Source organism: Bradyrhizobium sp. 930_D9_N1_4, assembly GCF_052076015.1.
GTDB lineage: Bacteria > Pseudomonadota > Alphaproteobacteria > Rhizobiales > Xanthobacteraceae > Bradyrhizobium.
On sequence record NZ_CP197236.1, the window covers coordinates 78,569 to 91,399 of the forward strand.

At 65.9% G+C, this 12,831-nt stretch carries 10 protein-coding genes; 8 read left to right on the forward strand and 2 right to left on the reverse strand.

What is annotated here, in order from left to right; genetic code table 11:
* Positions 1-8: 8 nt before the first annotated feature.
* Positions 9-1,688, reverse strand: coding sequence for a gamma-glutamyltransferase (gene ggt, locus AB7532_RS00340; RefSeq protein WP_441232865.1), 1,680 nt, complete (start codon positions 1,686-1,688; stop codon positions 9-11).
* Between the two features lie 243 nt (positions 1,689-1,931).
* Between ggt and AB7532_RS00345 the strand changes: the two genes are divergently transcribed.
* Positions 1,932-2,669, forward strand: coding sequence for a nucleotide-binding protein (locus tag AB7532_RS00345; RefSeq protein ID WP_441232866.1), 738 nt, complete (start codon positions 1,932-1,934; stop codon positions 2,667-2,669).
* 251 nt (positions 2,670-2,920) lie between these two features.
* Here the strand turns inward: AB7532_RS00345 and mutM are convergent, their stop codons facing one another.
* Positions 2,921-3,802 carry a bifunctional DNA-formamidopyrimidine glycosylase/DNA-(apurinic or apyrimidinic site) lyase gene (gene mutM / locus AB7532_RS00350; protein WP_441232867.1) on the reverse strand — a complete coding sequence of 294 codons (882 nt, stop codon included), beginning with the start codon at positions 3,800-3,802 and terminating at the stop codon, positions 2,921-2,923.
* Between the two features lie 81 nt (positions 3,803-3,883).
* Between mutM and ubiE the strand changes: the two genes are divergently transcribed.
* The 7 genes from ubiE (at position 3,884) to AB7532_RS00385 (ending at position 12,816) form a co-directional block, all read left to right on the forward strand.
* Positions 3,884-4,645, forward strand: a complete 762-nt coding sequence (gene ubiE, locus AB7532_RS00355; RefSeq protein WP_441232868.1) for a bifunctional demethylmenaquinone methyltransferase/2-methoxy-6-polyprenyl-1,4-benzoquinol methylase UbiE — start codon at positions 3,884-3,886, stop codon at positions 4,643-4,645.
* Entirely contained in the window at positions 4,642-6,216 is a 1,575-nt protein-coding gene (gene ubiB / locus AB7532_RS00360) for a 2-polyprenylphenol 6-hydroxylase (protein WP_441232869.1), read from the forward strand. The genes ubiE and ubiB overlap by 4 nt, the downstream gene beginning before the upstream one ends.
* Positions 6,217-6,290: 74 nt before the next feature.
* Positions 6,291-7,745, forward strand: coding sequence for a bifunctional phosphopantothenoylcysteine decarboxylase/phosphopantothenate--cysteine ligase CoaBC (gene coaBC, locus AB7532_RS00365; RefSeq protein WP_441232870.1), 1,455 nt, complete (start codon positions 6,291-6,293; stop codon positions 7,743-7,745).
* Positions 7,742-8,200 carry a dUTP diphosphatase gene (dut, locus tag AB7532_RS00370; protein ID WP_441232871.1) on the forward strand — a complete coding sequence of 153 codons (459 nt, stop codon included), beginning with the start codon at positions 7,742-7,744 and terminating at the stop codon, positions 8,198-8,200. The genes coaBC and dut overlap by 4 nt, the downstream gene beginning before the upstream one ends.
* A gap of 193 nt (positions 8,201-8,393) precedes the next feature.
* The gene (locus AB7532_RS00375) at positions 8,394-10,898 is read left to right on the forward strand and encodes an ATP-binding protein (RefSeq protein ID WP_441232872.1); all 2,505 of its coding nucleotides are present in this window, start codon (positions 8,394-8,396) and stop codon (positions 10,896-10,898) included.
* On the forward strand, positions 10,895-12,421 hold the full coding sequence (gene tsaE, locus AB7532_RS00380) for a tRNA (adenosine(37)-N6)-threonylcarbamoyltransferase complex ATPase subunit type 1 TsaE (RefSeq protein WP_441232873.1): 1,527 nt from the start codon (positions 10,895-10,897) through the stop codon (positions 12,419-12,421). Before AB7532_RS00375 ends, tsaE begins: the two co-directional genes overlap by 4 nt.
* A gap of 77 nt (positions 12,422-12,498) precedes the next feature.
* Positions 12,499-12,816, forward strand: a complete 318-nt coding sequence (locus tag AB7532_RS00385) for a PilZ domain-containing protein (RefSeq protein ID WP_441232874.1) — start codon at positions 12,499-12,501, stop codon at positions 12,814-12,816.
* The last annotated feature ends 15 nt before the right edge of the window (positions 12,817-12,831 follow it).

The window sequence follows — 12,831 nt, forward strand, 5'->3', positions numbered from 1 at the left end:
AACGTGCTTTAGCTCAGCCTGAACCTGATCCCGCTCTTCGCGAGCCCGCCTGAAATCCCCACCGGCGTGCCGTCCGCGCGCCAGCAGGCGGCGCCGGTCATGGTGCCGTCGTCGTGGAAGGCAATGCCGTTCATGCCGCCCGCGACCGTCGCGACGGGCTGGACCTTGTGGCCAAGCGCCGCGAGCTTTGCACGCACGCTCTCCGGCACCGCCTGTTCGACCTCGAGCGCGTTGCCCTCGGTCCAGACGCGCGGCGCCTCGACCGCCTCCTGCAAGCTCATGCCATGGTCGATCAAATTGACCAGTGCCTGCATCGCGCTCGGGAAGATGCGTTTGCCACCGGGCAGGCCGAGCGCATAGCGCAGCTTGCCGTCGCGTATCGCCATCATCGGCGACATCGAGGTCGTCACGCGCTTGCCCGGCGCCAGCGACAGCGCATGGCCGGGACGCGGATCGAACAGGTTCATGTAATTGTTGGCGATGGCGCCCAGGCCCGGGATCATGATCTTGGCGCCGAACAGATTGTTGATGGTCTGCGTCGTCGCGACCACGTTTCCAAAAGAATCTGCCGCCGTCATGTGCGTGGTGTGCGCGCTTTCGAGCTGCGACACGCCGGCGCCAAAAGCCTGCGCCCGCGACGGATCGATGGCGCGGCGGCGCTCCTCCGCGTAGGCCTTGGACGTCAGCTTTTCCACGGGCACGCCGACATAATCGGGGTCACCGCTGGCCGCGGCGCGATCGGCAAAGGCGATCTTCAGGACCTCGGCGAGATAGTGGATGGTCTCCGATGTGCCGAAGCCGAGGCCGCCGATATCGTAGCCTTCCAGGATGTTGAGCATTTGCGCGATGTGCACGCCGGAGGCCGCGGGCGGCGGCGGGCCGAAGATGGTCCAGCCGCGATAGTCGGCGCGGATCGGCTGCCGCTCGACGGTCTTGTAAGCCGTGAGATCGTTACGGCGGATGAAGCCGCCGCTCTTCTCCATGTAGTCGGCGAGGATGTCGCCGAGCGGGCCCTCGTAGAGCGCCTGCTCGCCATGATCGGCGATATAGCGCAGCGTCTCGGCGTATTCGGCCTGCACCACGCGCGCGCCGACTTTCAAAGGTTCGCCGTTCGGCAAGTAGATCGCCGCGATCGGCTTGTCCTTCCGCATCTCGGCGGCGCTCTCGCTGATACATTCGTGCAAATAAGGCGTCGCCGCATAGCCGCGCGCGGCGTGCTTGATCGCCGGCTGCATGACGTCTGCGAGGCTCATGGTGCCGAACCGGCGCAGCGTCTCGCACCAGGCTTTCAGCGACCCCGGCGTCGCGACCGCCTTCGTCCCATTGAGGTTCTCGTTGCCGACGGTGTCGAACACGTCATGCGCCGAGCCCGGCTTCGAGCTGTAGGTGGTGTCGCGCACCGAAGCCGGCACCGTGCTCTGGCCGTCGATGAAGCGGTGGCTGCCGTCGGCGAGGCGGATATGCGCCATGCCGCCGCCGATGATGCCGACCATCATGGGCTCGACCACGGTCAGCGTGAACAGGGTCGCGATCGCGGCATCGATGGCGTTGCCACCGGCCGCCAGCATCTCGGCGCCGGCGCTGGACGCCAGCGGATGGTTGCTCACCACCATGCCGCGGCTCGAAACCGCCGGCATCTTCTGGCATTCAAAACTCGTTGCCGTCCGGTCGCGCCAGTTGCCGCTCATGCCGCTCGTCCCTCTTGTTCACGGCGGCGAGCACATCATAGGCACAATTACGGGTCCAGTAGTGGTACGGATTAGCTGGCATTCCCGATTCTGCCATCATCGTTAGCGTTGATTCGGACATCCGCGGTCCCCTTTGGATCGGGCAGGGCACGTCCTGAGCGAGAAGAGCTCAGCATCGAGAAGCGATGCACGTTCGCGTGGCGTTTCCCCTAGACCCTGGCACTCCAAAGGATTCATCTTCCAATGCACACGATCGTACTGGCCACCCAAAAGGGCGGCAGTGGCAAGAGCACGCTCGCCATCGGCCTCGCGCTGGCTGCCAAGCAGGCCGGCTTCACCGTCCGCCTTATCGAAACCGACCCGCAGGGCACCCTGTCCAACTGGGCCCGCCGTCGCAACAATGACGATGTCGTCGTCGAGCCGATCTATCATGCCGCCGACATCGAACCGCGCATGAAGATGCTGGCCGACAGCGGCCTCCAGCTCGCGATCGTCGACACCGCGGCCGGCCTGAGCGCCGCGACCACGGCTGCGATCCGACATTCCGACCTCTGCCTGATCCCGGCCCGCCCGAGCGTCGCCGACATCGAGGCCACCGTCTCGACGCTGAGCGTCGCCCGCGCCTGGAAGCGTCCCTACAGCTTCGTGCTGAACCAGACGCCGATCCGCGGCCAGCGCATCGACAACGCCGCCAACACCCTCGCCGAGGAAGCTGCGCTCGATCTCGCCGAGGTGCTCGCGCGCCCGCTGATCGTGATGCGCAACGACCATCAGGACTCGCTCGCCTCAGGTCTCGCCGTCAGCGAATTCGCGCCGAACGGCAAGTCGGCGGACGAGATCCGTGGCCTCTGGCGCTGGGTCGAGACCCGGCTCGAGCTCGAAGCCACCACCAATGTGCTGATCGACCAGGTCATCTCGGCCGCGGACGGCATGCTGCACGTCGCCACCGAGCTTGCGGCAGACGAAACACTGGCGTCCTGAGCGGGCATCGCTCAGACGACAGCCGGCCCTTCGCCATCCGGAGGGGCCGCTAGCGACGAAGCAATCCGGCCGCCAGCCCGGCCGGATTGCTTCGTGCTTTTTCGGACGTTCCATCCACCCGTCATTGCGAGCGCAGCGAAGCAATCCAGAGTCTTTCCGCGGAGGGATTCTGGATTGCTTCGCTGCGCTCGCAATGACGTGGTGGGTCTGTTGTCCCACCGGGACTCACAGCCTCCCGGCTGCTATCCCTCTCACTTCTGACATTTCGGGCACCAGAAGGTCGATCTGCCGTTCTGGGTGAATCGCTTCACCGTCCCCCCGCACTTCGGCGTCGTACATTTCTCGTCTTCACGGTCATAGACCTTGAACGAATGCTGGAAATAGCCGAGCTCGCCGGAGGTCTGGCGATGGTCGCGCAGTGACGAGCCGCCGGCCTTGATGGCGTCGTTCAGCACGGTGTGGATCGCACCGACCAATCGCTTGGCATGATCCGTGGGCTCGCTCTTCTTGGTCGACAGCGTCGCGGCGATCCGTCGCGGCGACAGATGCGAGCGGTGCAGGGCCTCACAGACGTAGATGTTGCCAAGCCCCGCCACCACGCGTTGGTCGAGCAGCGCCGCCTTCAAGTTGGTCTTCTTGCCCTCGCAGGACCGCGCCAGCATCGCCGCGTCGAATTCGTTGCCGAGTGGCTCGGGACCGAGGCCGCGCAGCAGCGGCTCGTCCTCGATCGCGTTGCGCGCGATCACTTTCATGTAACCGAAACGGCGCGGGTCGTTGAAGACGATGTCGGCACCGGAGGACATCCGGAACAGCACGTGGTCGTGCGTGGAATCCTTGCCCTTCGGATAGTGAAACTCACCGGGCGCCGCCTCGTTGTCCGGCTTGATGACGCGGAACGAGCCCGACATGCCCAGATGCATCAGCAGCACGTCGCCGGAGGCGAGATCGGCCATGAGATATTTTGCACGGCGGCCGAGCCCAGTGACGACCTGGCCCTGGAGCCGGGCCACGAAATCCGGCTGGAACGGGAAGCGCAGATCCGGCCGGCGGGCCTCCGCGACCAGGATTTTCGCGCCCTCCATGACGGGCTGAAGGCCGCGGCGGACGGTCTCGACTTCGGGCAATTCGGGCATGGTCGGGCATTCACCTTATGAGGGCGGTGTGATAGCGCCATTGCGGCGGGCGGGCTATGGTCCGCCCAGTGGAGTAGAGTAATGGATCGGCCGGGCGAAACCACGCATTTTGGCTTCAAAGACGTTCCCCTGGGGGACAAACAGACGCTGGTGAACGATGTGTTTCACAGCGTGGCGTCGCGCTATGACCTGATGAACGATTTGATGTCCGGGGGCCTGCACCGGGTCTGGAAGGACATCATGATCAACGCGCTGAACCCGCCCAGGGGCGACCGGCCGTTCGCGTTGCTCGACGTGGCCGGCGGCACCGGCGACATCTCGTTCCGCGCCGCCAAGGCGGCAGGCTCGGGCTTCCATGCCACCGTCTGCGACATCAATTCCGGGATGCTCGACGTCGGCCGCGAGCGCGCCGCCAAGCGCCATCTCGACACCCAGGTCGATTTCGTCGAAGGCAATGCCGAGGCGCTCGCCTTCGCCGACCGCAGCTTCGACGCATATACGATCGCTTTCGGCATTCGCAACGTGCCGCAGATCGACAAGGCGCTGGCCGAGGCCTATCGCGTGCTCAAGCCCGGCAGCCGCTTCCTGTGCCTGGAATTCTCGACCGTCGAGATGCCCGGGCTCGACCGGATCTACGATCTGTTCTCGTTCAAGGTGATCCCGCCGCTCGGGCGCATGGTCACGGGAGACGCCGAGTCCTACCAGTATCTCGTCGAGTCGATCCGCAAGTTTCCCAAGCCCAATGCCTTCGCCGACATGATCCGCGACGCCGGCTTCGCCCGCGTGAACCACCAGATCTTGTCCGGCGGCATCGTCGCACTGCATTCGGGCTGGCGTTTGTGATCTCTGCCATCACCCACACTGCGCGCCTGATCCGCGCCGCGTTTGTCTTTGCGCGCGAAGGCGTGTTCGGCTCGGTCGATCCGAGCCTGGTGCCGGCGCCCGGACAGCTTGCGCTCAAGCTTGCGCGCCTCGTCGAGCGGCGCGGCCCGAAGCACGGCCCGCGGATCTCGCGCGCGCTGACGCGGATGGGCCCGGCCTATCTCAAGCTCGGACAATTCCTGGCGACCCGGCCCGACGTCGTCGGCGTCATGATGGCGCGCGACCTCGAAAGCCTGCAGGACCGCCTGCCGCCGTTCTCGCAGGCCGAAGCGGAAGCCGCGATCGCGACGTCGCTGGAACGGCCGCTGACGGATGTGTTCGCGAGCCTCAGTCCGCCGGTCGCGGCGGCCTCGATCGCACAGGTTCATCGCGGCGAAGTCTTGCGCGACGGCATCCGCAAGGCGGTCGCCGTCAAAGTGCTGCGGCCCAACGTGGCCACGCGCTTCCGCCGCGATCTCTCCGATTTCTTCTTCGTCGCGCACAAGGCCGAGGCCTATTCGTCCGAGGCGCGGCGCCTGCGCCTGATCGAAGTCATCAACACCATGTCGCGCTCGGTCGCGATGGAGATGGACCTGCGGCTGGAAGCCGCGGCGCTGTCGGAGATGGCCGAGAACACGCGCGACGACCCTGATTTCCGTGTGCCGACCGTCGACTGGGACCGCACCACGCACAACGTGCTGACGATGGAATGGATCGACGGCATCGCGCTGAACGATCACAAGCGCCTGGCGGAGTCGCAGGTCGATCTGCCCGATCTCGGCCGCAAGGTGATCCAGAGTTTCCTGCGCCACGCGCTGCGCGACGGCTTCTTCCACGCCGACATGCATCCGGGCAATCTGTTCCTCGATGACGCCGGCCGCCTCGTCGCGGTCGATTTCGGCATCATGGGCCGGCTCGGCATGAAGGAGCGGCGCTTCCTCGCCGAGATCCTGCTCGGCTTCATCACCCGCGATTATCGCCGCGTCGCCGAGGTGCATTTCGAGGCGGGCTATGTGCCCGCGCATCACTCGGTCGAGAACTTTGCGCAAGCCATCCGCGCCATCGGCGAGCCGATCCATAATCGCACGGCCGAAGAGATTTCGATGGCGCGGCTGCTGACGCTGCTGCTCGAGGTCACCGGCCTGTTCGACATGACGACGCGGCCGGAGCTGATCCTGCTCCAGAAGACCATGGTGGTGGTCGAAGGCGTGGCGCGCGGCTTCGATCCCAGGCTCGACATCTGGAAAGTCGCCGACCCCGTCGTGCGCGAATGGATCGAGCGCAATCTCGGCCCGATCGGCCGGGTGCAGGGCGCGTTTGCCGGCGGCGGCGACCTTGCCCGCGTGCTGATGCGCCTGCCCGACATCGCGCAGCGCTCCGTCCTGGTGCTCGAACAGCTGGAGACCATGACGCGGGAGGGCATCCGCCTGTCGCCGGAGAGCATCGCCGCGATGGGCCGCAGTGAAGGCCGCAAGAACCGCTGGCGCACCGTGGCGCTCTGGATCATCGCGGCGACCTTCATCGGAATCCTGATCGCCGTCCGGAATCTCTGATTTTCCAGATGATTTGATTGCAGTGCAATCAAGCGAATGATAGCATCGCTATCATTCCGTGCTGGAGGGGCGTCATGGCAAGCCTGACCATCCGTAAGCTCGACGAGGGCGTCAAAACCTATCTGCGCCTGCGCTCGGCCAAGAACCACAGGTCGGTCGAGGAAGAAGTCAGAGTCATCCTGCGGGAGCTGATCGAGGGCCGCGAGGAGCCGCTGACACCATTTTCGGCGCCACCCGCGGCATCCACCGCCCCCACGCCCCAGCGCACCGGCGCGGTCCCCGAAGCCAGTGTCACCCTGATCATCGGCGGCGGCATCGCCGCTTTCAAGTCGCTGGATCTGATCCGTCGACTAAAAGAGCGGCGGATCGAGGTTCGCTGTGTGCTGACCAAGGCCGCCCAGCAGTTCGTCACCCCGCTTTCGGTCAGCGCCCTCTCTCATGAGCGCGTCCATACCGATCTGTTCGACCCCCAGAGCGAGTTCGATGCTGGCCACATCCGCCTGGCGCGCGAGTGCGACCTGATCGTGGTGGCGCCTGCGACCGCCGATCTGATGGCCAAGATGGCCAACGGTCATGCCGACGATCTCGCCAGCGCCATCCTGCTCGCGACCAATCGCAAGGTGCTAATCGCACCGGCGATGAATCCACTGATGTGGAACAACGCGGCGACGCGCCGCAACGTCGCGCAGCTTCAACGCGACGGCGTGGTGCTGATCGGACCGAATTCCGGCGAGATGGCCGAAGCGGGTGAAGCCGGTGTCGGCCGCATGTCGGAAGCCATCGAGATTGCCACCGCCACCGAGCGGCTGCTGCGGCCGCCGGTGCCGCGTCCACTCGCCGGCAAGCGCGTGCTGATCACCGCAGGTCCGACGCACGAGCCGATCGATCCGGTGCGCTACATCGCCAATCGTTCTTCGGGCAAGCAGGGCTTTGCCATTGCCGCCGCCGCACAGGCCGCGGGCGCCGAGGTGATTCTGGTGAGCGGTCCGGTCGATCTCGACGATCCCGCCGGCGTCACCGTCAAGCACGTCGAATCCGCACGGCAGATGCTGGAGCAAGTGCAGGCCTCCCTTCCTGCCGACATCGCGATCTTCGCGGCAGCCGTTGCCGATTGGCGCGTCGTCAATGAAGGTGAGCAGAAGCTGAAGAAGAACTCGGCCGGCATGCCGCCGCTCCAGCTGGTCGAGAACCCCGACATTCTCGCGACCATCTCGAAGCTGACCGACAAGCGCCCGCCGCTGGTGATCGGCTTCGCCGCCGAGACCGAACATCTCATCGACAACGCAAAATCAAAGCTCGCCCGCAAGGGCTGCGACTGGATCGTCGCCAATGACGTCTCGCCGGCCACCGGCGTGATGGGCGGCGACCGCAACACCGTGCATTTGATAACCCGCAAGAATGGTGAGATCGCCGTTGATTCCTGGCCGGTGATGACCAAGGAACAGGTCGCCATCGAGCTGGTCGCGCATGTCGCAGAGAGCGTGACCGGCAAATCCCTCGACGACAGAGCCCCGGAGCCGGCATCTTGAGCACGAAAGTCACGGTCGAACTCCAACAGCTGGCCCACGCCGAAGGCCTGCCGCTGCCGGCCTATCAGACCGCCGAGGCTGCCGGTCTCGATCTGATGGCCGCGGTGCCGGACAACGAGCCGATGACGCTCGCCCCCGGCCAATATGCGCTGGTGCCGACGGGGCTGGCGATCGCGCTGCCGCCGGGGCACGAGGCGCAGGTGCGGCCGCGCTCAGGGCTCGCCGCCAAGCACGGCGTCACCGTGCTGAACTCGCCGGGCACGATCGACGCGGACTATCGCGGCGAGATCAAGGTGATCCTGATCAATCACGGCCAGGCAACCTTCGTGATCAAGCGCGGCGAGCGCATCGCGCAAATGGTCATCGCGCCCGTGTTGCAGGCCGCGCTGGTTCCCGTCGCGACATTGTCCGCGACCGATCGCGGCGCCGGCGGTTTCGGCTCGACCGGCCGCTAACACACGGTACCGCCAACCGAATCACCCGCGGAACTACGTGAGCCGGGAACGCCTCTCCCTGCATTTTTTTCGGGCCGCCTTTGCGTTCACGATCTGGACTCTTACCGCTGGAGTCACGGTGAGGGTATTGTCGTTTGATTCGCGCGCGTGACGGGGGTCGTCGCGCGTAAATCTGTGCGGTCTTGGGGCAACTATGTCAGGCGTGATCGTGTCGATGCGTCGGACGCTGTTGTCGTGCACCTCGTTGGCACGCAACGGCCTGCTGGGAGGCGCTCTCGCAGCGCTGCTGCCGGCTGCGCCGGCCGAGGCCGCCGATTTCATCGACACACTCTCGATAATGCTGGACTTCAACCGGCAGGAACTCGCGGTGCTCGCCACCGCGCTGGCGCTGCTCGGCTTCTCGGTCGTGGCCGCGATCCTGCTGATGCGCACCCGCGTGCGCACGGCGAAGAACGAAGCGCGGCTGCGTGCGCGCGTCCGGGAACTCCAGCTCCAGTCCGATCGCTTCGGCGCGCTGCTGTTCGCCGAGCCGCAAATCCTGATCTCCTGGCCGGCCGGCGATAACCGCGCGCAGATCTCCGGCGACATCGCCCTGGTGCTGCCGCGCGATCCGACCCCGCAGCGCGTGCTCGCGTTCGGAACCTGGCTGCCGCCGGAACCTGCGCTGCAGATGGACCACGCGGTCGATGCGCTGCGCGAGCGCGGCGACGGGTTCCAGATGACGCTGACCACCGCGCATGGCCACACGCTGGAGGCCATCGGCCGCGCCATCGGCGGCCAGGCCATTGTCAGGATTCGCGAACTCTCGGGGCTCCGTCGCGATCTGGCCGAGACCAATCTGCGCTACAAGGCGCTGTCCGACGAGACCGAAATGCTGCGCGGCTTTGCTACCGCCGCGCCCTGGCCGATCTGGGCCAAGTCCGAGAACGGTGCGCTCACTTTCGCCAATCCGGCCTATGTCCGCGCGACCGAGGCCAGCAGCGTCGCCGACGCGCAGGAGCGCAAGCTCGAGCTGCTCGACAGTGCCGACCGCACCGCGATGGAGCGGGGCCTGAAGGACGCCGCCAATTTCACCTCGCGACTGCCGATCGTGATCGGCGGCGAGCGGCGCATCTATGACGTGCGCGCCGTCAATGTCGGCAGCGGCAGTGTCGGCGTCGCCATCGACGCCAGTGAAGCGGACGGACTGAGTTCGGCGCTGGTGCGGATGGCGGAAGCGCATCGCCGCACGCTCGACCAGCTCTCCTCGGGCGTTGCCGTGTTCGACGGCCAGCGCCGGCTCGCCTTCTACAACGATTCCTACCGGCGGCTGTGGGACCTCGACCGCACCTTCCTCGATGCCCATCCCGATGATTCCAGCGTGCTCGACCAGCTGCGCGCCGGGCGCAAATTGCAGGAACAGCCGGATTTCCGCACTTGGAAGGCCAAGCTGCACGAGGCCTATCGCGCGGTCGAGGCCGCAAAGGACACCTGGTATTTGCCGGACGGCCGCGCCATCTCGGTCGTTACCACGCCGAACCCCGAAGGCGGGGTCACCTATCTGTTCGACGACGTCACCGAGAGCCTCCAGCTCGCCCGCCGCTTCGACGGCATGCTCCGGGTCCAGCGCGAGACGCTGGACAGCCTCGCCGAGGGCGTCGCGGTGTTCGGCAGCAACGGCAAGGCGCAACTGTTCAACCCGGCCTTCGTCCGGATGTGGAAGCTGTCGAGCGATGCCATGCGCGACGAGCCGCACATCCAGACCGTCGAGGGCTGGTGCCATCAGCTGTTCGACGAGCCCGCGGTCTGGCGCCAGATCCGCGAAGCCATCACCACGATCGAGAACCGCGCCGACGTGCCGCTGAAGCTGGAGCGCAAGGACGGCAGCGTGCTCGACGGCATGATCCGGCCGCTGCCCGACGGCGCGACCATGCTGACGTTCCAGGACATCACCGACACCGAGAACGTCGAGCGCGCGCTGCGCGAGCGCAACGAGGCGCTGGAGACCGCCGACCAGATGAAGGTGGATTTCGTCCACCACGTCTCCTACGAGCTGCGCTCGCCGCTCACCACCATCATCGGCTTCGCGCATTTCCTCAGCGATCCCTCGACCGGGCCGCTGACGCCGAAGCAGGCGGAGTATCTCGACTACGTCACTAAATCGACCAACGCGCTGCTGGCGCTGACCAACAACATCCTCGATCTCGCCACCATCGACGCCGGTGCGATGAAGCTGGAACTTGGGCCCGTCGACGTCAGCAAGACCATCGAGCTCGCCGCCGAAGGCATCCAGGACCGCCTCGCCACCGATCGCATCCGCCTCAAGGTCGAGATCGCGCCCGATGTCGGCAATTTCGTCGGCGACGAGAAGCGCGTGGTGCAGGTGCTCTACAACCTCCTCGCCAACGCCGTTGGGTTTTCTCCACAGGATTCCACCGTCGGCATCAGCGCGCGCCGAACTGAACGCAGTGTGGTCTTCACCGTGACAGATTCCGGGCCTGGAATACCTGCCGACATGAAGGACAAGGTGTTCAACTGGTTCGAAAGCCGCTCGCAGGGCTCGCGTCACCGCGGCGCCGGGCTCGGCCTGTCGCTGGTGCGCTCCTTCGTCGAGCTGCATGGCGGCAAGGTGCGGGTGGATTCGATCGTCGGCCGCGGCACGGTCGTGATCTGCGATTTCCCGACCGACCAGGCGGCGCATCGCGACGCCGCCGAATGATCGCGCCCACCACATTCTCCGTCGCGCTTCACAACGAGACGGCGACTGCGCAATTGATGGCCGACCTCGCGCTGCTGGTGGGTCCGGGTGACGTCATCACGCTGACCGGCGATCTCGGCGCGGGCAAGACAGCCGGCGCCCGCGCCATGATCCGCTACCTCGCCGGCGACGATGAGCTGGAGGTGCCGAGTCCGACCTTCACGCTGGTGCAGGGCTATGAGTTGCCGCCATTCCCTGTGATGCATGCCGACCTCTACCGCGTCGAGGACGAGAGCGAGCTCGAGGAGATCGGCCTGTCGCCGCTCCCCGATGCCACGCTCGTGCTGATCGAGTGGCCGGAGCGCGCGCCATCGGCAATGCCGCAAGACCGCATCGACATCGCGTTGACGCACCGGCCCGCACTGGGCTCGAATGCACGGGCCGCCGACATCACCGGTCATGGCAAGGCCGCCGCCATTGTCGCGCGGCTGAAAGCTCTGCGTGAATTCCTCGACGCATCCGGCTACATCGATGCCACGCGCAAGCGCATGGCCGGCGATGCCTCGACGCGCTCCTATGCGCGGCTGCTGCGTGACGACGGAATCGTCATCCTCATGAACTCTCCGCAGCGGCCCGATGGCGCTGCGATCTACGACGGAAAGTCCTACAGCGCCGCCGTGCATCTGGCCGAGAACATCAGGCCGTTCGTTGCCGTCGACGAAGGCCTGCGCGCGCAGGGACTCTCTGCGCCGAAAATCCATCATTCCGATCTCGACCACGGCTTCCTGATCAGCGAGGACTTCGGCAGCGAAGGCGTGATCGAGGGCGATCCGCCGCGTCCGATTCCCGAGCGCTACGAGGCCGCGATCGACGCGCTGGCGCTGCTGCATGGCAAGACGCTGCCGGAGACGCTGCCGCTGGCGGATCAGACCTACGCCATTCCGGTCTTCGACACCGACGCGCTGCTGATCGAAATCGGATTGATGCCGGAATGGTACCTGCCGGACCGCAACGCGCCGCTGAGCGACGACAAGCGCGACGAATTTTTCGCGATGTGGCGCGAGCTGCTGAAGAAGCCGCTGGCGGCGCCGAAGACGTGGATCATCCGCGACTATCACTCGCCCAATCTGATCTGGCTCGCAGACCGCACCGGCATCGCGCGGGTCGGCGTGATCGATTTCCAGGACACCGTGCTGGGTCCGCAATCCTACGACGTCGTCTCGCTGCTCCAGGACGCGCGCATCGACGTCCCCGAAAACATCGAGCTGACGCTGCTGTCGCGCTACATCAAGGCGCGGCGCGCGGCCGATGCGAGCTTCGATGCCGCCGGCTTCGCCGAGCTCTACGCCATCATGTCCGCGCAGCGGAACACGCGTCTGCTCGGCACCTTCGCCCGGCTCAACCGCCGCGACGGTAAGCCGCATTACCTGCGTCACCAGCCGCGAATCTGGACCTACCTCCAGCGCTCGCTGGCGCATCCCGCGCTTGGCTCTTTGCGCGACTGGTATCTCGCCAACGTCCCGCCCCCCAAATCGGGAACCTGATTTACCGGCTGTTAGCCATCGCATCGGTATCATCGCCCGCAGGCCGCCGGACAAATACGGGGCTGGAGCAGAGGCAGATGGCGGTCAAGACGGACCAGCGTGGCAACAGCCGGGTTGTTTTCGAACGCGGGATTGCGGCCCAGATGATGGGGATCGACGGCACCTGGCGACGCGACTGCACCATGGAGGACGTCTCCGAGAGCGGCGCCAAGCTGACCATCGACGGCTCGGTCGAGGGCCTGCATCTGAAGGAGTTTTTTCTGCTGTTGTCGTCCACCGGACTTGCGTACCGGCGCTGCGAACTGGCCTGGGTCAATGGCGACCAGATCGGCGTCAATTTCCTCAAGATCGGGGACAAGAAGAAAAAGTCGCGCTCCACAGCCGTCGGGGCGTGAGCGCAACACTCGTCG

Bases quoted from the DNA above. Each gene is read 5' to 3' on its own strand.
- ggt (WP_441232865.1), bottom strand. From the start codon at position 1,688: ATGAGCGGCAACTGGCGCGACCGGACGGCAACGAGTTTTGAATGCCAG.
- AB7532_RS00345 (WP_441232866.1), top strand. From the start codon at position 1,932: ATGCACACGATCGTACTGGCCACCCAAAAGGGCGGCAGTGGCAAGAGC.
- mutM (WP_441232867.1), bottom strand. From the start codon at position 3,802: ATGCCCGAATTGCCCGAAGTCGAGACCGTCCGCCGCGGCCTTCAGCCC.
- ubiE (WP_441232868.1), top strand. From the start codon at position 3,884: ATGGATCGGCCGGGCGAAACCACGCATTTTGGCTTCAAAGACGTTCCC.
- coaBC (WP_441232870.1), top strand. From the start codon at position 6,291: ATGGCAAGCCTGACCATCCGTAAGCTCGACGAGGGCGTCAAAACCTAT.
- AB7532_RS00375 (WP_441232872.1), top strand. From the start codon at position 8,394: ATGTCAGGCGTGATCGTGTCGATGCGTCGGACGCTGTTGTCGTGCACC.
- tsaE (WP_441232873.1), top strand. From the start codon at position 10,895: ATGATCGCGCCCACCACATTCTCCGTCGCGCTTCACAACGAGACGGCG.
- AB7532_RS00385 (WP_441232874.1), top strand. From the start codon at position 12,499: ATGGCGGTCAAGACGGACCAGCGTGGCAACAGCCGGGTTGTTTTCGAA.